Origin of the sequence: Streptomyces sp. NPDC001848 (assembly GCF_042891915.1) — a bacterium.
GTDB lineage: Bacteria > Actinomycetota > Actinomycetes > Streptomycetales > Streptomycetaceae > Streptomyces.
In genome coordinates this window covers 95,969-115,132 of the sequence record NZ_JBIATP010000011.1, presented here as the reverse complement: position 1 = coordinate 115,132, position 19,164 = coordinate 95,969, and the positions used below count along the sequence as shown (strand labels likewise).

Annotated in this window: 15 protein-coding genes and 1 pseudogene; 8 read left to right on the top strand and 8 right to left on the bottom strand. The window is 72.1% G+C overall.

Annotated elements, in window-relative coordinates:
* Positions 1–2: 2 nt before the first annotated feature.
* The 4 genes from ACFYZJ_RS23320 to ACFYZJ_RS23305 all read right to left on the bottom strand — a co-directional run bounded on the left by ACFYZJ_RS23320 (position 3) and on the right by ACFYZJ_RS23305 (position 4,684).
* On the bottom strand, positions 3–944 hold the full coding sequence (locus ACFYZJ_RS23320; RefSeq protein WP_388570937.1) for an RluA family pseudouridine synthase: 942 nt from the start codon (positions 942–944) through the stop codon (positions 3–5).
* Between the two features lie 60 nt (positions 945–1,004).
* Positions 1,005–2,561, bottom strand: coding sequence for an amino acid permease (locus ACFYZJ_RS23315; protein WP_388570935.1), 1,557 nt, complete (start codon positions 2,559–2,561; stop codon positions 1,005–1,007).
* A 228-nt stretch (positions 2,562–2,789) separates the two neighbouring features.
* On the bottom strand, positions 2,790–3,632 hold the full coding sequence (locus tag ACFYZJ_RS23310) for a siderophore-interacting protein (protein WP_388570933.1): 843 nt from the start codon (positions 3,630–3,632) through the stop codon (positions 2,790–2,792).
* 113 nt (positions 3,633–3,745) lie between these two features.
* Positions 3,746–4,684, bottom strand: coding sequence for a 5'-3' exonuclease H3TH domain-containing protein (locus ACFYZJ_RS23305; protein ID WP_388571215.1), 939 nt, complete (start codon positions 4,682–4,684; stop codon positions 3,746–3,748).
* Between the two features lie 191 nt (positions 4,685–4,875).
* On the opposite strand from ACFYZJ_RS23305, the gene ACFYZJ_RS23300 reads away from it, so the two are divergent.
* From ACFYZJ_RS23300 to ACFYZJ_RS23285, 4 genes are all read left to right on the top strand, one after another.
* Positions 4,876–5,964, top strand: coding sequence for a glycine betaine/L-proline ABC transporter ATP-binding protein (locus ACFYZJ_RS23300; RefSeq protein ID WP_388570931.1), 1,089 nt, complete (start codon positions 4,876–4,878; stop codon positions 5,962–5,964).
* Positions 5,957–8,572, top strand: coding sequence for an ABC transporter permease/substrate binding protein (locus ACFYZJ_RS23295; RefSeq protein ID WP_388570930.1), 2,616 nt, complete (start codon positions 5,957–5,959; stop codon positions 8,570–8,572). The genes ACFYZJ_RS23300 and ACFYZJ_RS23295 overlap by 8 nt, the downstream gene beginning before the upstream one ends.
* 434 nt (positions 8,573–9,006) lie before the next feature.
* Positions 9,007–9,585 (top strand): helix-turn-helix domain-containing protein, encoded by a 579-nt coding sequence (locus ACFYZJ_RS23290; RefSeq protein ID WP_388570929.1) that lies wholly within the window; start codon positions 9,007–9,009, stop codon positions 9,583–9,585.
* A 162-nt stretch (positions 9,586–9,747) separates the two neighbouring features.
* Positions 9,748–10,470 carry a helical backbone metal receptor gene (locus ACFYZJ_RS23285; protein ID WP_388570927.1) on the top strand — a complete coding sequence of 241 codons (723 nt, stop codon included), beginning with the start codon at positions 9,748–9,750 and terminating at the stop codon, positions 10,468–10,470.
* On the opposite strand, the pseudogene ACFYZJ_RS23280 reads toward ACFYZJ_RS23285, so the two are convergent.
* Positions 10,397–11,546, bottom strand: a pseudogene (locus ACFYZJ_RS23280) (C4-dicarboxylate ABC transporter). The gene ACFYZJ_RS23285 and the pseudogene ACFYZJ_RS23280 overlap by 74 nt on opposite strands.
* Before the next feature lie 70 nt (positions 11,547–11,616).
* On the opposite strand from ACFYZJ_RS23280, the gene ACFYZJ_RS23275 reads away from it, so the two are divergent.
* Positions 11,617–12,552, top strand: coding sequence for a LysR family transcriptional regulator (locus tag ACFYZJ_RS23275; protein ID WP_388570925.1), 936 nt, complete (start codon positions 11,617–11,619; stop codon positions 12,550–12,552).
* Between the two features lie 190 nt (positions 12,553–12,742).
* Here the strand turns inward: ACFYZJ_RS23275 and ACFYZJ_RS23270 are convergent, their stop codons facing one another.
* Both ACFYZJ_RS23270 and ACFYZJ_RS23265 read right to left on the bottom strand, forming a co-directional pair.
* A complete protein-coding gene (locus tag ACFYZJ_RS23270; RefSeq protein ID WP_388570923.1) occupies positions 12,743–13,435 on the bottom strand; it encodes a gamma-glutamyl-gamma-aminobutyrate hydrolase family protein in 693 nt (230 codons plus the stop codon).
* A 54-nt stretch (positions 13,436–13,489) separates the two neighbouring features.
* Positions 13,490–14,236 carry a FadR/GntR family transcriptional regulator gene (locus ACFYZJ_RS23265; RefSeq protein ID WP_388570922.1) on the bottom strand — a complete coding sequence of 249 codons (747 nt, stop codon included), beginning with the start codon at positions 14,234–14,236 and terminating at the stop codon, positions 13,490–13,492.
* Between the two features lie 76 nt (positions 14,237–14,312).
* On the opposite strand from ACFYZJ_RS23265, the gene ACFYZJ_RS23260 reads away from it, so the two are divergent.
* The 3 genes from ACFYZJ_RS23260 to ACFYZJ_RS23250 are packed head-to-tail and all read left to right on the top strand — an operon-like array spanning position 14,313 to position 17,892.
* The gene (locus tag ACFYZJ_RS23260; protein ID WP_388570921.1) at positions 14,313–15,683 is read left to right on the top strand and encodes a glutamine synthetase family protein; all 1,371 of its coding nucleotides are present in this window, start codon (positions 14,313–14,315) and stop codon (positions 15,681–15,683) included.
* Between the two features lie 11 nt (positions 15,684–15,694).
* Positions 15,695–17,098 carry an aldehyde dehydrogenase family protein gene (locus tag ACFYZJ_RS23255; RefSeq protein WP_388570920.1) on the top strand — a complete coding sequence of 468 codons (1,404 nt, stop codon included), beginning with the start codon at positions 15,695–15,697 and terminating at the stop codon, positions 17,096–17,098.
* On the top strand, positions 17,095–17,892 hold the full coding sequence (locus ACFYZJ_RS23250) for a 3-oxoacyl-ACP reductase (RefSeq protein ID WP_388570919.1): 798 nt from the start codon (positions 17,095–17,097) through the stop codon (positions 17,890–17,892). The genes ACFYZJ_RS23255 and ACFYZJ_RS23250 overlap by 4 nt, the downstream gene beginning before the upstream one ends.
* A 30-nt stretch (positions 17,893–17,922) precedes the next feature.
* On the opposite strand, the gene ACFYZJ_RS23245 is transcribed toward ACFYZJ_RS23250, so the two are convergent.
* Positions 17,923–19,125, bottom strand: coding sequence for an amino acid deaminase/aldolase (locus ACFYZJ_RS23245; RefSeq protein WP_388570917.1), 1,203 nt, complete (start codon positions 19,123–19,125; stop codon positions 17,923–17,925).
* Positions 19,126–19,164: the final 39 nt, after the last annotated feature.

The following is a 19,164-nucleotide window of genomic DNA, read 5'->3' as shown; positions in this document are numbered from 1 at the left end:
CGCTACCCGGCCCAGATGTCGTAGGAGGACCAGGCCTGGAGCACCCGCTCGCTGACGAAGCGGTGCGCGCGCCCCGTGACCGGATCGGTGAACTCCAGCACCCGCGCCAGCAGTTGCAGCGGGCGCCGGAAGTCACCGGCCGGCGCGGGGTCGGCCACCACCGGATACAGCGGGTCTCCGAGGATCGGCAGGCCCAGCGCGTTCATGTGCACGCGCAGCTGATGGGTCTGCCCGGTGAACGGCAGGAGCCGGTAGCGACCGAGCCCGGCGCGGTGCTCCAGCAGTTCGATCCGGCTGACCGCGTTGGGCTCGCCGGGCACCTCCTGGGCCGTCATCACCCCGCGCTCCTTCACGATCCGGCTGCGCACGGTGCGGGGCAGGGCGACCGCGGGGTCGTACGGGCCGACTGCCTCGTACTCCTTGGTGACGCGCCGGTCACGGAACAGCGACTGGTAGGTGCCGCGCTCCTCGGGCCGTACGGTGAACAGCACCAGCCCGGCGGTGAGCCGGTCCAGCCGGTGCGCGGCGGTCAGCGTCGGGATACCCAGGTCGCGTCGGAGCCGGGCGAGCGCGGTCTCGGCCACATGGCTGCCGCGCGGGGTGGTGGCGAGGAAGTGCGGCTTGTCGGCGACCACGATGTGCTCGTCCCGGTACACCACGTCGACCGGACAGGGCACACGCGGCTCGTCGGGCAGCTCCCGGTGGAACCACACATACATGCCCGGCACATACGCCGCGTCCGGGGCGACGGGCCGCCCGTCCGCCCCGACGACCAGCCCTGCCTTGAGCATGCCGTCGATCACTCCGTCCCCGGCCGCCAGCCGGGCCACGAGATGCTCCCGCACGGTGGCCCAGCCCCCGTCGAAGGGCAACCGCACCCGCACGGGATCGACCCCGCGGCGCTGCGGCAGGGGAGAGGGCGGGGTACGGGGTCGGCGTCTCATGGGGCTCCAGCGTACGAGGCGGCCGGGACCAGGCCGAAAACCTGGGCAGCGGCCGAGAACCTAGGCGGCCGCCTCCTGCACCGTCGGCTCCGGTGCGGGCGCGGTGGCGGGGGCACGCCTCCGGTACGCCCGGTAGGCCGCGCCGACTGCCAGCGTCGCCGTGAGGAACAGCAGCGTGAACCACCGGAAGTACCAGTGGCCGCCCGTGGGGTCGTACACCGCGGCTCGGGGCCAGGCCAGGTTGACGGTCATCAGGAGGCCGTAGAGGAGAGCGAGGGCGTTGACGGGGATGCCCCAGCGGCCCAGGGAGAACAGGGGGGCGTGCGTCTCGTCCGTGCCGCCGGCCGGGAAGCCGCCGCGCAGGCGCCGCAGCAGCAGGGGTCCGGTCACCATCGCGTAGGCCAGGTACAGCATCACGATGCAGGTGGTGCCGATCGCCAGGAAGGCGTCCGGCGAGGCGAAGTTCAGCAGCAGGAGGGCGGCGGCGAGGACGCCGACCACCAGGGCGGGCGCGCTCGGCATTCCCGTGCGCGGGTTGACCCGTGCCAGGCGCCGGGCGAACGGCAGCCGGTCGTCGCGGGCCATGGAGAACAGCATCCGGCACGCCGCCGTCTGGATCGCCAGCGTCGCCACCGCGATCGCCACCACCACGTCGGCGAGCAGCGCCCGGCCCACCCCGTCGCCGAGGCTGCTGGTCAGGACGTAGCTGAGACCGTCGGTGCCGAGCCGGCCGTCCGCCAGGCTGGGCGCGGCGAGGATGCCGCCGAGGACGATCAGCCCGCCGAGCAGGCCCGCCGCGCCGAGCGCGGTGAGGATGGTGCGGGGTGCGGTGCGGCGCGGGTTGTGGGTCTCCTCGCTCATCTCTCCGGCGCTGTCGAAGCCGATCATCACGTATGCCGCCGTGAACGACCCGACGAGCAGCGCGCCGAGCAGCCCGCCCGTGCCGGAGCCGGTGTGGAAGGTGATGCCGGGGGAGCGCCGGGAATGGGTGAGGAGCAGCGCGAAGATCAGACAGGCGCCGATGATCTCGGCGGTGACCCCGATCCGGTTGATCGCGGACATCACCCGGTTGTCGACGACGTTCACCAGCGTGGTGAGCGCCAGCAGGATCACGCCGAGGATCGCCGCGTTCGCCGCACCCGTGGGCGACGTGGCTGACGGGTCGCCCCCGACCAGCTGGAAGCCGGACCACAGCGGTGGCATCACCATCTGCAGGGCCAGCGCCGCCGCGGCGACCACCACGATCTGCCCGATCACCATGATCCAGCCGGCGAACCAGCCGAAGCCGGCGTTCGACAGACGGGAGGACCACTGGTAGATGGCGCCGGAGATCGGGTAACGGGCGGCCAGTTCGGCGAAGCACGCGGCCACCAGCAACTGGCCCGCCATCACCACGGGCCACGTCCAGAAGAACACCGGTCCGCCGAACGCGTACCCGAACGCGAAGAACTGGAAGACGGTCGTCAGGACGGAGATGAAGGAGAACCCGGCCGCGAAGGAGGCGTACCGGCCCAGGCTGCGGTGCAGTTCCTGGCGGTAGCCGAAGCCGGCGAGGTCGGCGGCCCCGTCGGGGCCCGGCGGGTCGGTGCGGACGTCGGTGGGGGCGGTGCTCGTCATGGCGGCAACCTGCTTTCGCACTGCGGCGCGAGAGTTCCTGTCGGGTGACAGAAATTGCTGTCGGGCGACCGAACGTAGGGAGCACCTGTTTCACCGGCGTCACGCGGCGGTGTCGGGTGCGGGCCCAAGTCCTCACGCCGGATGCGCCCCCTGCACCGCACGACAGAGCGGCGGCACCCCGGTCATCCCCGGGGTGCCGCCGCTTCGCGTGGTGTCCGCCCGCGGCTCCTACGCGGCGGACGCGCTCTCCTGCTCCGCCTCTATGCGCGCGTTCCACTCCCGCTTCGACGCCTGCCAGCCGTCCTCGTTGTGCCCGAGGCGCCAGTAGCCGGAGAGGGAGAGGTCCTCGCGCGGGATCCGGTGCTCGACACGGAGCAGCCGGCGCAGTTCCTTCACGAAACCGGCCTCGCCGTGCACGAACGCGTGCACCCGGCCCTCGGGAAACGGAAGGGCCCGTACGGCCTCGATCAGCGCTTCGCCGATCGGCCGGTCCCCGCGGTGCAGCCAGACCACCTCCACGTCGGAGTCGATCTTCTGCTGCTCCTCGGGCCCGGCGACCTCCACGAAAGCGTGCGCCCGGGCGCCGTCGGGCAGCGCCTCCAGGGCCGCCGCGATCGCGGGCAGCGCGCTCTCGTCACCGGCGAGCAGATGCCAGTCGGCGCTCGCGTCCGGGGCGTAGGCGCCGCCCGGCCCCATGAACCGCACGGTCTCGCCCGGCCGCACCCGCAACGCCCACGGCCCGGCGAGCCCCTCGTCGCCGTGGATCACGAAGTCCAGGGTCAGCTCGCGGTGTTCCGGATCCCAGGCACGCACGGTGTACGTCCGAGTCACCGGCCACTGCTCGCGCGGGAACTCCTCGCGGATGCGCTGCAGGTCGAAGGGTTCCGGGTAGGTGACGCCCTCGGCGGGGAAGAGCAGCTTCACATAGTGGTCGGTGCAGCCGCCCGTCGCGAAGTCGGCCAGCCCCTCGCCCCCGAGCACCACCCGCTGCATGTGCGGGGTCAGCCGCTCCGTGCGGACGACCTGCGCGCTGTGGGTCCTGCGCGCCTTGCCTGCGGGGCGCTCTGCCATGACGGCCTCCCGGTTCCCTGAGTTAGGTTCACCTAAGTTAGCATCTCCTGCCAGTCAACACCTCTTTCCCGACTCTCCCGTCACAGGGCGATGACACTCCCTTCCGTCAGCCGTCACGCCCCGAGCGTGGTGAGCAGCCGCCGCAGTGAGCCGCCCAGACCCCAGCGGGCCTCCAGGGCATCCAGCGCGGCCGGGTCGCGCGGTGCACGCGGCAGCGCCGGGTCGACCTCCGGCAGCGGTACGTCCTCGGCGACCCGGACGACCGAGGGCGCGACCGCCAGATACGGCCGTGCCTCGGCGAGCCGCCTGCGCTGGGCCGGTGTGAGCCTCGACGCCGGGTCGTCGACCGCGGCCATGATCCCGGCCAGGTCGCCGAACTCGGCCAGCAGCTTCGCGGCCGTCTTCTCGCCGACGCCCGCGACGCCCGGCAGCCCGTCGCTGGGGTCGCCGCGCAGCAGCGCCAGGTCCGCGTAGCCCCGCCCGTCCACGCCGTACTTCTCGCGCAGCGCCGCCTCGTCGGTGAGCTGCAGCGTGCCGACGCCCTTGACCGGGTACAGCACCCGCACCCCGCGCGCGTCGTCGACCAGCTGGTACAGGTCGCGGTCGCCGGTGACGATGTCGACCGGACCCTCGGCGCGCGCCGTGAACGTGCCGATCACGTCGTCCGCCTCGTATCCCGCGACGCCCACGCGTGCGATGCCCAGCGCGTCCAGGACGTCCTCGATCACCGGCACCTGCGGGGACAGCGTGTCCGGCACCTCCTCCACGTCCGGCTCCGTCTCGTGCGTCTCGGCCACGCGGTGCGCCTTGTAGGAGGGGATCAGCTCCACCCGCCAGTGCGGGCGCCAGTCCGCGTCCATGCAGGCCACCAGGTCGTCGGGGCGGTGGTCCTTCACCAGGCGGTCGATGAAGTCGAGCAGCCCGCGCACGGCGTTCACGGGCGTGCCGTCGGGGGCCTTCACGGACTCCGGCACGCCGTAGTAGGCGCGGAAGTACAGCGAGGCGGTGTCGAGGAGCATGAGCCGTCGAGTTCTCTGCGTCACGTTCCGCATCATGCCGTACGGCTCCGACAGTGCCCCTTCCGTGGGCGTGCTGTGCAGGTCCGTGGCAGAAGTAAACGCCTTGTGAACTGAACCACCCCTGCGTTTGGCCTTGACGATCGCGGGCAGGGGCGCCCCGAAGCGATGTCGGTTGCAGTTTCAACGTTTGCAGCGGCTCGAAGGCTTCGAGACGAGAGGTACCTGTGTCTTCCAGGCTTGAGGCCGAGCACCTGTACAAGGTGTTCGGCAGACGACCGGATCTGGCGGTGGAACGGCTCCGGCAGGGGGCCGGCCGTGAGGAACTGCGCGCGGACGGGGCCACCGCCGCCGTGATCGACGCCTCCTTCACGGTGGAGCCGGGCCAGATCTTCGTCGTCATGGGCCTGTCCGGATCCGGCAAGTCCACGCTGCTGCGCATGCTCAACGGCCTGCTCGAGCCGACCGCCGGACATGTCCGCTTCGACGGTCAGGACCTCACCGGGCTCGGTCCTCGCGAACTGCGCGAGGTCCGCGCGCGGAAGATCAGCATGGTCTTCCAGCACTTCGCGCTCTTCCCGCACCGCAGTGTCCGTGAGAACGCCGCGTACGGCCTGGAAGTGCAGGGCGTGCCCCGCGCCGAGCGCCTGAAGCGCGCCGACGAGGCGCTCGCCCTGTGCGGTCTGGCCGGCTGGGAGAAGTCCTGGCCCGATGAGCTGTCCGGCGGTATGCAGCAGCGAGTGGGGCTCGCCCGGGCGCTCGCCACGGACGCCGACCTGCTGCTGATGGACGAGTCGTTCAGCGCGCTCGACCCGCTGATCCGCCGCGACATGCAGGACCAGCTGCTGCAGCTGCAGCAGACCCTGAAGAAGACCATCGTCTTCATCACCCACGACCTCAACGAGGCCATGCGCCTCGGCGACCGTATCGCCGTGATGCGGGACGGCCGCATCGTGCAGACCGGCACCGCCGAGGACATCCTGGTGCGGCCCGCCGACGACTACGTCGCCTCCTTCACCCAGGACGTCGACCGCTCCCGGGTGCTCACCGCCGGCGCGGTCATGGACACCTCCGTCACCGGCGATGCCCCGGGTTGCGGCTGCGAGACCGCGACCCCCGACACGCCGTTCACCGAGCTGTGCGCGATCAGCGCCCGCCTCTCCCACCCCGTCGGCGTGGTCGACGAGGGGAACCGGCTGATCGGTGTCGTGGCGCGCGAGCGGCTGGTGGGCTTCCTCGGCAACGCGGCCGCCGACCCCGCACCCTGCGACAACCGGCGCGACTCCGAGGGCGGGAAGGTGGTCGCGCGTGCCTAGGATCCCGTTCGGTGACTGGGTCAACTCCGCCGTCGACTGGCTGCTGCACCACATGGCGTGGCTGTTCGACTTCTGCAAGACCGTCTTCCTGGGCGCCTTCGACGGCATCAACACCGTTCTGCAGGCCCCTGAGCCGCTGCTGCTCGCGTGCATCCTCGCCGTGATCGCGTTCTGGCTGCGCGGCGCGGCCGCCGGTGTCCTCGCCTTCGCCGGCTTCGCCTTCATCGACTCCCTGCAGCTGTGGGGCGATGCGATGGTGACCCTGTCGCTCGTCCTGGTGGCGACGCTCATCGCGCTCGTCGTCTCGGTGCCCGTCGGTATCTGGGCGGCCCGCTCCAGCCGGGTCAGCTCTCTGGTGCGGCCGGTGCTCGACTTCATGCAGACGCTGCCCGCGATGATCTACCTCATCCCGGCGATCCTGTTCTTCGGCACCGGTGCCCCCGCCGGTATCGTCGCCACCCTGATCTTCGCCCTCGCGCCCGGTGTCCGCATGACCGAGCTGGGCATCCGCCAGGTCGACAAGGAGCTGGTGGAGGCCGCGGAGGCGTTCGGCACCACCCCGCGCAACACACTGCTGCGCGTCCAGCTGCCGCTCGCCCTGCCGACCGTCATGGCGGGCGTCAACCAGGTGATCATGCTGGGCCTGTCCATGGCGGCCATCGCCGGCATGGTCGGCACCGGCGGCCTCGGCGGCGACGTCAACGAGGCCATCGGCCAGCTCAACGTGGGCCTCGGCTCCGAGGCCGGTGTCGCCATCGTCATCCTGGCGATCTATCTCGACCGCATGACCAGTGCCCTGGGCACCCAGGTCTCCCCGCTGGGCCGCCGCGCCGCCGCCCGGCTGCGCGCCGCGAAGGGCCTGAAGATCTGGTCCTACCGGCCCCGGCCCGCCGTGGCCGTGGTCGGCGCGGTCGTGCTCGCGCTGGTCGCCGGCGGGATGGGCGTCTTCGCGGGCGGCGGCAAGTCCGCCACCGTGGCCGACGCGCAGAACGTCGGCGAGGGCAAGAAGATCACCATCGGCTACCTCCCGTGGGACGAGGGCGTCGCCTCCACGTTCCTGTGGAAGGAGGTCCTGGAGCAGCGCGGTTTCCAGGTCGACGTCAAACAGTTCGACGCCGGGCCGCTCTACACCTCGCTCGCCCAGGGTGACATCGACTTCGAGACCGACTCCTGGCTGCCCACGACGCACCAGCAGTACTGGAAGAAGTACGGCAGTCGGCTCGACGATCTGGGCTCCTGGTACGGCCCCACGTCGCTGGAGCTGAGCGTGCCCTCGTACATGAAGGGCATCGACTCGCTGGAGGACCTCAAGGGCAAGGCCGCCGCCTTCGGCGGGAAGATCACCGGCATCGAGTCCAGCGCCGGTGAGATGGGCCTGCTCAAGAGCACCGTCCTCAAGAGGTACGGCCTGGACAAGGAGTACCAGGTCGTCGACAGCTCCACGCCCGCGATGCTCGCCGAGCTCAAGCGCGCCTACGAGCAGAAGAAGCCGATCGTCGTCACGCTCTGGTCGCCGCACTGGGCGTACAACGACTACGACCTGAAGAAGCTCAAGGACCCCAAGGGCGCCTGGGGCAAGGGCGACTCGGTGCACACGCTCGCCCGCAAGGGCTTCGCGCAGGACAACCCGGTCGTCGGGACCTGGCTGAAGAACTTCCGGATGGACGAGAAGCAGCTCACCAGCCTGGAAGCCGAGATCAACAAGACCGGCAAGGGCAGGCAGCAGGACGCCGTGCGCGCCTGGCTGAAGAATTACCCGGGCGTCGTCGACAAGCTCGCCCCGGTGAAGAAGTCCTCGGCGGGCAACCCGGCCGAGGCCGAGCGGCCGTTGAACGTCGCCTGGTTCCCCTGGGACGAGGACGTCGCCGTCACGTACCTGTGGAAGAACGTCCTCGAGCGGCGCGGCTACCGGCTGAACCTCAAACAGATGGACGTCGGCCCCGTGTACACGGGCCTGGCGGGCGGCGACCTCGATCTCAACTTCGACGCCTGGCTGCCGTACGCCCAGAAGAACTACTGGGACAGGACCAAGGACAAGCTCACGGACCTGGGCACCTGGTACCGGCCCACTTCGCTGGAAATCGCCGTGCCCTCCTACGTGAAGGACGTGAAGTCCCTCGAGGACCTCAAGGGCAAGGCGAGCACCTTCGGCGGGAAGATCATCGGCATCGAGCCGGGCACCGGCGAGATGAACCTGCTCAAGACGAAGGTGCTGCCCGGCTACGGCCTCGACAAGGAATACCAGGTCGTCGACGGCTCGACGCCCGCGATGCTCGCCGAGCTGAAGCGCGCCTATGCACAGAGGAAGCCGGTCGCCGTCGTCCTGTGGTCGCCGCACTGGGCCTACAGCGAGTACGGGCTCACCAAGCTCGCGGACGACAAGAAGCTGTTCGGCGCGGGCAACACGATCCGCACCATCTCCAGCCGGACGTTCCCGGACCGGTACCCGCAGCTCACCGAGTGGATCAGGAACTTCAGGATGAGCGAGGCGGAGCTGGGCAGCCTGGAGAGCGAGATCAAGAACCGCGGCCAGGGCCATGAGGAGGCCGCCGTGGCCGCCTGGGTGCGGCAGCACCCGGACATCGTGCAGCGGATGACTCCGCAGTAGCCTGCCCAGCACCCCGGGGCAACGCCCGGGGACTCTCCCCGGACCGCGAGCCGCCCGGCGCCCCTCACCGCGCCGGGCGGCTCCGTACTCCCGTACGAACCCAGTGCCAAAGCCGCACGAGAAGAAACCGGACAACCCCGCAACGGCCCAATGGACCGATCGTGACAGGTGCGGCACTCTTCCCCGGCCGGGCCGCGCTGCCTGGGGCACCTCGCGCGACCCGTCCCGCCCCTGTGGTCAGCCGTTTCCGCCCAGGTGAGCGCGGCGTGCGCGGGGAGGCGGGACGGCTCGCCCGGTGGCGCGAATCCTGGCCTTCACCACTCTTGTATATGACACCGATGTGACGGGCGCATGAAACGGTTTGCCGAACATGCGTAAGGTGCAGACACCTCAGAAGAAGCAGTGGACCGACGAGCGAGGGAGGGAGCCGAGCGATGGGCGACCACAAAGAGCAGCCCCTTCGGGTGGGCGCGGCCGTACGACGGCGGCGCCGCGCGCTGGAGCTCACCCTCGCCGTCGTGGCCGAGCGCAGCGGCCTGTCGGTGCCCTTCCTGAGCCAGGTGGAGAACGAGCGGGCGCGCCCCAGCCGGCCCTCACTGGAGCGGATCGCCGACGCCCTGCGCACCACGGCCGTCGACCTGCTGGCCGCGGCCGACCCGGCGTGCAGCGTGGACGTGCTGCGCGCCGACGACGAAGACGTCCCGCCGGGGCAGGCCCGGGTGCGCCCCCTGGTGCGCGGGCACCACCAGCTGCACGCGATGGAGTTCATCGGGGACCACGACGAGGGACGCGAATTCCAGCACCGCAACGACGAGTTGATGTACGTCGTCGAGGGTGCCGTCGAGATGGAGGCGGAGGGCCGGGCACACCGGCTCGGGCGCGGGGACACGCTGTACCTGAGCGGGGGAGTACGGCACCGCTGGCGGGCGACCGTGCCGGACACCCGGGTGATCGTGGTCGCGGTCGCGGACCACATCGAGGCGGTCGACGACCCGGCGCACCGCCGCCGCTGACCTGCTCCGCTCGACGAGCGCACACCGGCCTGCGGGCCGCGGCCGATCCTGTTCGGCGGGTCGGCGCTCTCCGGCCGATCCGTTCGGGGGACACCCGTCCGGGTCCCGCGCTGGAATACTTGCCGACATGCCTGACCTCTGCGCCACCCGGAGCCGGCGGCCGTGACCCGGGTCGTCTCGCTGGTGCCGTCCCTCACCGAGGCCGTGGCCGCGTCCGTGCCCGGCGCCCTGGTCGGCGCCACCGACTGGTGCACCCACCCCGCGGATCTCGACGTCGTGCGGATCGGCGGCACCAAGAACCCGAAGGTCGACCGGATCGTCCGGCTCGCCCCCGATCTGGTGCTCGCCAACGAGGAGGAGAACCGCGAACCGGACCTCGCCGCCCTCCGTGAGGCCGGCCTGACGGTTTTGGTCACCGAGGTGCGCAGCGTGCCGCAGGCCTTCCGGGAGCTGGACCGGGTGGTGGCCGCGTGCGGCGCGCCCGCCCGGCCGCGCTGGCTGGACGAGGCAGAGGAGGCGTGGGCGCGGCTACCGGTGCCCAACGCCCGTACGACCGCGGTCGTCCCCGTGTGGCGCAGGCCCTGGATGGTGCTGGGCCGGGACACCTTCGCCGGGGACGTCCTGGCCCGGCTCGGCGTCGACAACGTCTACGCGAGCCACGCCGAGCGCTATCCGAGGATTCCCGTGGAGGAACTGCGCAGGGCCGCCCCCGAGCTCGTGGTGCTGCCCGACGAGCCGTACCGCTTCACCGCCGACGACGGTCCCGAGGCGTTCGCCGGAACGCCGTGCGCGCTGGTCAGCGGGCGTCACCTCACCTGGTACGGGCCGTCGTCGACCGAGGCGCCGCGGGTTCTCGCCGAGGCGCTGCGAGCAGCTCGCCGCTGACGACAACCCGGCCGGTACGGACGGCGGCGACGGCCCAGGCCGCGACGAGCAGCGCGAACAGACCGATCGCGAGCCCGTCGAAGGCGGCGAGCCCGGTGCGCCGGCCCAGCGCCTCCGGCCCGGTGACACACGTGCCCACCGGGAAGGTGAACGCCCACCAGGTCACCGCGAAGCCCATCCCGCGCCGCTGGGCGCGGACGACCAACGCGGTGGCGAGAGCCAGCCACAGCAGGGCGAAGCCCATGACCGGGACGCCGTACAGCACCGAGAGGACGGCGAAGCCCCCGGCGCACGGGGCCGGTACGGCACCCGCGGCCACACCGGCGCAGGCGCCGACGGCGGTGGTGGACTGCCCGAGCGGGCCGAGCACCAGGAACAGGGTCGGGGTGAGGGGGAGCGGCAACGGGCCCGTGACAAGGAGCCGGGCCGGGATCAGCGGCAGCGTCACGACTGTCGCCAGCAGACTCAGACCGAACAGCGCCAGGGAGGCGAACCGCAGGGTCTCGCGGGGCGGGACCAGCAGCGGGCCCTGGGCTGCCGAGACCATCGGGGCGACCAGGGGCAGCAGCCAGACGGGGGTCGCCTGGTCCGGCTCGATGCGGTGCCGGGCGACCATCAGATACGGCACCGCGACGGCGGCGACGAGACCGACGACGGTGCCCGCGGTGAACAGGACGGCGTCCGGCGTCCACGGCGAGCGCGGAACGCACCCCGATCCAGTCCCGGCCGACGGCCAGGGTGGCGCCGCCCACGGCGAGCAGGGCCATGGCGGGGCAGCCGTAGAAGGGGGCCATGGCGGGCTCGAGAAGGTCGGCGCGGGAGTGGTCGCCGTGGTGGAGCCAGTGCAGGACCCGGGCGCCGAGCAGGGCCACCAGCAGCAGGAGGGACAGTGCCCACACGGCCGCGCAGACGCTCCGCAGCCCGGGCACGTGCGCGGCGCCGGGCAGTCCGGCTCCGGCGGTCGCCACGATCGCGGTGCCCATCACGGAGGCGTACCAGTTGGGACCGAGGTGCCGGACGGCGACGGCGCGCCGGGGGCGGGCCGGCAGGGCCAGGGGCGGGGTTGCGGTGACCATGGGGCCACGGTCCCGCCGCGCGAACGCCCGCCCCAGGGACCTTGTCTCTGTCGGGGCATAAGCTGTGTTTATGGCAGAAGGTGATGGGAGCGCGCATCCGGCGGCCGGACTGGCGCACCGGGTGCCCGACCTGGGGGCGCTGGAGCTGCTGCTCGCCGTGGCCCGGCTGGGCAGCCTGGGGCGGGCGGCGCGGGAGGTGGGGATCACCCAGCCGGCGGCCAGCAGCCGGATCCGGTCGATGGAGCGGCAGCTCGGGGTGGCGCTGGTGGACCGTTCGCCCAGGGGCTCCCGGCTGACCGACGCGGGAGCGCTGGTCACCGACTGGGCGCGGCGGATCGTGGAGGCCGCGGAGGCGTTCGACGCGGGAGTGCAGGCACTGCGGGGCCGACGGGACTCACGGCTGCGGGTGGCGGCGAGCATGACCATCGCGGAGTACCTGCTGCCCGGCTGGCTGATCGCGCTGCGCGCGCAGCGACCGGACACCGCGGTGTCGCTGCTCGCCGGGAACTCCGCGGCGGTCGCCGAACGCCTGCTCGCGGACGAGGCCGACCTGGGCTTCGTGGAGGGGGTGTCCGTGCCCGCGGGCCTGGACGCGGCCGTCGTCGCCCGCGACCGTCTGATCGTGGTGACGGCCCCGGGCCACCCCTGGGCGCGCCGCCGGCGACCGGTCACGCCCGGGGAACTGGCCTCGACCCCGCTCATCCTGCGGGAGGAGGGCTCGGGCACCCGCCAGGTACTGGACGCGGCCCTGGGCGGCCTGGCCCGCCCCCTGCTCGAACTGTCCTCGACCACCGCGGTGAAAGCCTCCGCGGTGAGCGGCGCGGGCCCCGCGGTCCTGAGTGAACTCGCCGTGGGCGAGGAACTCTCGGCCCGCCGCCTGGTCGGCGTCGCGGTCGAGGGCATACGCCTGGACCGCGCGCTGCGAGCGGTATGGCGCACGGGCCACCGGCCGACGGGGCCGGCACGGGACCTGCTGGGCCTGACCCGGCACAAGGGCCAGGGCTGACAGGGGACGACGTCAGGGTCGACGCGGGGATGGCGCCGGTGGAGATGGGTGCGGGGTCGGGGCTGGTGCGGGGATGGTGCCGGTGGAGATGGGTGCGGGGTCGGGGCTGGTGCGGGGATGGTGCCGGTGGAGATGGGGGCGGGGACGGGGTAGGACTGACACGGGGACGGACCGGGGCTGAGGGGCGGTGCTAGCCCCGGGCGGACGCCGCCCCCACCAGTGCCCGCATCACCCGGTCGTCGTCGCCCATCTCGGGGTGCCACTGCACACCCAGCACCCAGGCCGCACCCGGCAGTTCCACCGCCTCCGGGGTGCCGTCCTCCGCGTACGCCGAGATCACCAGTCCGTCCCCGAGGCGGTCCACGGCCTGGTGGTGGTAGGTCGGCACCGACACCGACTCCGGCGCCACCTCCGCGTAGCGCGTGCCCGGCACCGGCTTGACCGTGTGCCCGCCGAACACGCCGACCTGACCCACGTGCCCGTCGAGGTGCTGCACGAGCGTGCCGCCCAGGGCGACGTTCAGCAACTGCATCCCACGGCAGATGCCGAGGAGCGGTGTGCCGGAGTCCAGCGCGGCCCCGATCAGGGCCAGCTCCCAGGCGTCCCGCTCCGGCGCCGGGGGCCCGGTGCGCGGGGAGCGCTCCGCGCCGTAGCGGGCCGGGTCGACGTCCGGGCCACCCGCGATCACGACACCGTCCAGCCGGGCCACCGTCGCCGCCGCCCGCGCCGGATCGTCCGGCGGGAGCATCGCGGCGAGCCCGCCGGCCCGCTGCACCAGCCGCGGGTAGCCCACCGGCAGCAGCGCCGCCTCCAGCTCCCAGGCGCCCCACCGCGTCCCGGCCTCCAGATACGTACTCACGCCGATCAGCGGCCGTCCGCTCATACGGGCCTCCCAGAGCTTCAATGGTTGACTTTCGTACCTTTGTGGCGACGGTGCTCAGGTGAGGAACCCGCGCAGCAGCGCCGCCGTCCCCGCGCAGTGCTCCCGCATCATCTCCCGCGCCCCGTCGGCGTCCCCGTCCAACACCGCCTCCACCAGGGCCTCGTGCTGCCGCTGCGAGTGCTCCAGGTTGCGCACCAGCAGGGGGATGCAGTCCAGCAGGTCGTTCACCGTCGCCCGTACGGCCGCGTACTGCGCCGTCAGCGACGGTGACCCGCCGAGCTCCGCCAGGGTGAGGTGCAGCAGCGTGTCCAGGCGCCGGTACTCCGTCAGCGGTGCGTCCTGGGTGCGGGCCAGGGCCTGCCGCAGCCGTGCCGCCTGCTCGTCCGTGAGGCCGTGCGTCGCGCACAGGCCCGCCGCCCCCACCTCCAGCACCTCCCGGAACCGCAGCACGTCCTCGATGTCGATCTTCTCGATGCGCCGGCGCAGCTCCTCCTCGCCGCCCGCGTCGACACGTGGCAGGACGAACGTGCCGCCGTAGCGCCCACGCCGCGACTCGACCAGGCCCTGGTCATGGAGAACCTTGAGCACCTCGCGCAGCGTCACCCGGCTGATCCCCAGCCGTTCCGCCAGCTCACGCTCCGCGGGCAGCCGTTCGCCGTCCGGCACCAGCCCCAGGCGGACCACCTGGAGGATCTGCTCCAGCGCCTCCTCGAAGCCGTTGCCCGCCCGCACCGGCCGCAGCACCGGCGTCAACCGGTCCCGTACGCCGCCGACGACGCCGTCGGCCTCAGCCTGCGACATCTGGCCGTGCCCCCTTCCCAAGCAATGGTCCTCGCACATACCTTATGACTCCCGGCGGATCCGAAGGAGACCTCCTGTGGCAGACCGCACATCCCCGCTCGGCCTGGAGGAGCTGCACGCCCTCGTCGCCGGCGGCGAGATCGACACCGTCGTCCTGGCCTTCCCCGACATGCAAGGGCGCCTCCAGGGCAAACGGTTCGCCGCGCGCTTCTTCCTCGACGAGGTCCTGGAGCACGGCACCGAGGGCTGCAACTACCTCCTCGCCGTCGACACCGAGATGAACACGGTCGACGGCTACGACATGTCCTCCTGGGACCGCGGTTACGGCGACTTCGCCCTCCACCCGGACCTGAGCACACTGCGCCGGGTGCCCTGGCACGAGGGCACGGCCATGGTCATCGCCGACCTCGCCTGGAACGACGGCTCACCCGTACTCGCCGCCCCCCGCCAGATCCTGCGTCGCCAGCTGGAGCGCCTGGCCGTCCTCGGCCTCACCGCCAAGGTCGGCACCGAGCTGGAGTTCATCGTCTTCAAGGACACCTACGAGCAGGCCTGGGACGCGAACTACCGGGGCCTGACCCCGGCCAACCAGTACAACATCGACTACAGCGTGCTCGGCACCGGACGCATCGAGCCCCTGCTGCGCCGCATCCGCAACGAGATGGCCGGCGCGGGGATGACCGTCGAGTCCGCCAAGGGCGAGTGCAACCCCGGCCAGCACGAGATCGCCTTCCGCTACGACGACGCCCTGGTCACCTGCGACCAGCACGCCATCTACAAGACCGGCGCCAAGGAGATCGCCGCCCAGGAGGGCGTCTCGATCACCTTCATGGCGAAGTACAACGAGCGCGAGGGCAACTCCTGCCACATCCACCTCTCGCTCGCCGACGAGCACGGCCGCAACGTCATGGCCGGGACGTCCGACGACCCCGGCGGGATGTCCGAGACCATGCGTCACTTCCTGGCCGGGCAGCTGGCCGCCCTGCGCGACTTCTCGCTGCTGTACGCGCCGGGCATCAACTCCTACAAGCGTTTCCAGCCGGGTTCCTTCGCGCCGACCGCGGTCGCCTGGGGTTACGACAACCGCACCTGCGCCCTCAGGGTCGTCGGCCACGGCCGCTCCACACGCTTCGAGAACCGGGTCCCCGGCGGCGACGTCAATCCGCACCTCGCCGTCGCCGGGATGGTCGCGGCCGGGCTGTACGGCATGGAGCAGAAGCTGGAACTGCCCGAGCCCTGCCCCGGGAACGCCTACACCGCCGAGTACGCGCACGTGCCCACCACCCTGCGCGAGGCCGCCGAACTCTGGGAGAACAGCGCCCTCGCCAAGGCCGCCTTCGGCGACGAGGTGGTCGCGCACTACCTCAACATGGCCCGCGTCGAGCTGGCGGCCTTCGACGCCGCGGTGACCGACTGGGAGCTGCGCCGCTCCTTCGAACGCATGTGAGAGGTTCTTTCGTGTCGAACGTCGAGTCGAGCTTCGCGTCGAACGAGCCCGATCTGCAGGTGCTCAACCCGGCCACCGAGGAGGTCCTCGCCACCGTCCCCGCCGCCACCGCGGCCGATGTGGACGCCGCCGTCCTGCGGGCCGCGCGGGCTCAGTCCCGGTGGGCCACGCTGTCACCCGGCGACCGGGCCCGGCTGCTGCGCCGGTTCGCCCGGGCCGTCGACGAACACATCGAGGAACTCGCGCAGTTGGAGGTCCGCGAGGCGGGGCACACGATCGGAAACGCCCGCTGGGAGGCCGGCAACGTCCGTGACCTGCTGGACTACTCGGCAGGGGGAGTGGAGCGGCTGACCGGGCGCCAGATCCCGGTCCCCGGCGGCCTGGACGTCACCATCCTCGAACCGCTCGGTGTCGTGGGCGTCATCGCGCCCTGGAACTTCCCGATGCCGATCGCCGCATGGGGCACCGCCCCGGCCCTCGCGGCGGGCAACGCGGTGCTGCTCAAGCCCGCCGAGACGACCCCGCTCACCGCCCTGCGCCTGGCCGAACTGGCCCTGGAGGCCGGGCTGCCGGAGGGCCTGTTCCAGGTGCTGCCCGGCCACGGCCCGGTCGCGGGCGCCGCGCTCGTCGAGCACCCGGGCGTGGCGAAGATCGTTTTCACCGGGTCGACAGCCGTGGGCAAGCAGGTGCTGGCGAAGGGTTCGGCACTCCTCAAGCGGGTCACCCTCGAACTCGGTGGCAAGAGCCCCAACATCGTCTTCGCCGACGCCGACCTCGAGGCCGCCGCGGCCGCCGCTCCCATGTCGTTCCTCGACAACTCCGGCCAGGACTGCTGCGCCCGTACCCGCATCCTGATCCAGCGCTCCGCCCACGACCGCTTCCTCGACCTCCTCGCCCCCGCCGTCGAGTCGGTCCTCGTCGGTGACCCGGCCGACGAGAACACCCGGATGGGGCCGCTGATCTCCAGGCCACAACTGGAGCGCGTCCGTTCGTACGTCCCCGCGGACGCCGAAGGGATCCGCGGCAAGGCGCCCGAGGGACCGGGCTTCTGGTTCCCGCCGACCGTCCTCACCGGCGTCGACCCGCACGCGCGCGTGGCCGTCGAGGAGGTCTTCGGGCCGGTCGCCGTCGTCCTGCCCTTCGAGGACGAGGCCGACGCGATCCGCCTGGCCAACGACACGCCGTACGGGCTCTCCGGTTCCATCTGGACCCGGGACGTCGGCCGCGCGCTGCGCGTCTCCCAGGCCGTCCGCGCGGGCAACCTGTCCGTCAACTCCCACTCCAGCGTCCGATACTGGACCCCCTTCGGCGGCTTCAAGCAGTCGGGGATCGGCCGCGAACTGGGCCCGGACGCCCTGACCGCCTTCACCGAGACCAAGAACGTCTTCATCAGCACGGAGGGCCCCGCACAGTGACAGAGACCTCACAGACCTCTGACATCATCTGCCGCCGCCTGGTCGGCCGTACCGCCGTCGTCACCGGTGCCGGCAGCGGCATCGGTCTGGCCAGTGCGCGCAGGCTCGCCGCCGAGGGCGCGAACGTCGTCTGCGGCGACATCGACGAGACCCGCGGCAAGGCCGCCGCCGAGGAGGTCGGCGGACTGTTCGTGAAGGTCGACGTCACCGACCCCGACCAGGTGGAGGCGCTGTTCAAGGCGGCCCACGACACCTACGGGTCCGTCGACGTCGCCTTCAACAACGCGGGCATCTCGCCGCCCGACGACGACTCCATCCTGGAGACCGGCCTGGAGGCCTGGAAGCGGGTCCAGGAGGTCAACCTGACCTCCGTCTACCTGTGCTGCAAGGCCGCGATCCCCTACATGCGGCGCCAGGGCAGGGGCTCCATCATCAACACCGCGTCGTTTGTGGCGCGGATGGGTGCGGCCACCTCGCAGATCTCGTACACGGCCTCCAAGGGCGGCGTCCTCGCCATGTCCCGCGAGCTGGGCGTGCAGTTCGCGCGGGAGGGCATCCGGGTCAACGCGCTGTGCCCCGGACCGGTCAACACCCCACTGCTGCAGGAGCTGTTCGCCAAGGACCCCGAGCGGGCCGCGCGCCGTCTGGTGCACATCCCGGTCGGCCGGTTCGCGGAGGCGGAGGAGATCGCCGCCGCGGTCGCGTTCCTCGCCAGCGACGACTCGTCCTTCGTGAACGCCACCGACTTCCTCGTGGACGGCGGAATCTCGGGCGCGTACGTGACGCCCCTGTAGGGACGGGCCCGCGAACTCGACCCCGGCGGGTCAGAGGAAGGTGTACCCCTCGCCGCGGTACGTCGGCACGGTCGCCGTGACCCGGTCGCCCTCGACCAGGTGGAGCGAGTCGAAACGCTCGCACAGCTCGCCCGCCTTGGCGTGCCGGAACCACACCTTGTCGCCGATGAGCAGGTCGTCGGCGGCCGAGCCGAGCAGCGGCGTCTGCACCTCGCCGGGGCCCTCCTGCGGGTCGTACCTCAGCCCCTCGGGCAGATACGGCACGGGCAGCCGGTCGGGGCCCGCGGCGCCCGACGCGGGGTAGCCGCCGCCCAGCACGGTCACCACCCCGACCCCCGGCCTGCGCACCACCGGCATGGCGAACAGCGCGGCCGGACGCCCGCGGAACGACGTGTAGTTGTCGAACAGCCGCGGCACGTACAGGCCCGAGCCCGCGCCTATCTCGGTCACCGCGTCCTCGGCGGCCGTGTACTGGACGCTGCCGGTGCCGCCGCCGTTGACGAACTCCAGGTCCGGCGCCACGGCGCGGACGGCGCGGACCACCTCGGCACGCCGCCCGGCGAGTTCCCTGCGCGCTGTGGCCTGCATCAGCCGGATGGCCCGCGACCGCACCGGACGCCCGGCCACCGCGTCGCCGACACCCGCTATATGGCCCTCGTACGCCATGATGCCCACCAGCCGGAAACCGGGCGTGCGGACCACCGTGCGGGCCATCTCGGCGACCTGCTCGGGGGAGTGCAGCGGCGAGCGGCGCGCACCGACGCGGACCCGGCCGCCGAGCAGCTTCAGGGAGGTGTCCAACTCCAGGCAGACACGCACCTCTTCGGTGCCGCCCCGACGGGCGTCGTCGATGAGGCGGAGCTGGGCCGGGTCGTCGATCATCACCGTGACGGCGGCGGCGAGCTTGGGATCGCCGGTCAGTTCGGCGTACCCCTGCCGGTCCGCCGACGGGTAGGCGAGCAGGACGTCGTCGAAGCCGGAGCGGGCCAGCCACAGGGACTCGGCGAGCGTGAAGGACATGATGCCGGCGAAACCCTCCCGGGCGAGCACCCGTTCGAGCAGGGCGCGGCAGCGAACGGACTTGCTGGCGACCCGGATCGGCTTGCCACCGGCCCGGCGGAGCAGATCGTCGGCGTTCGAATCGAATGCCTCCAGGTCCACGATCGCGACAGGGGCGTCGAGATGAGCGGTGGCCCGGTCGTAGCGGGCCCGGTCTGCGGCGCGGGCAGTCATGGACGCAGCCTGCCAGATGTGATTACCGCGGGGTAGGGG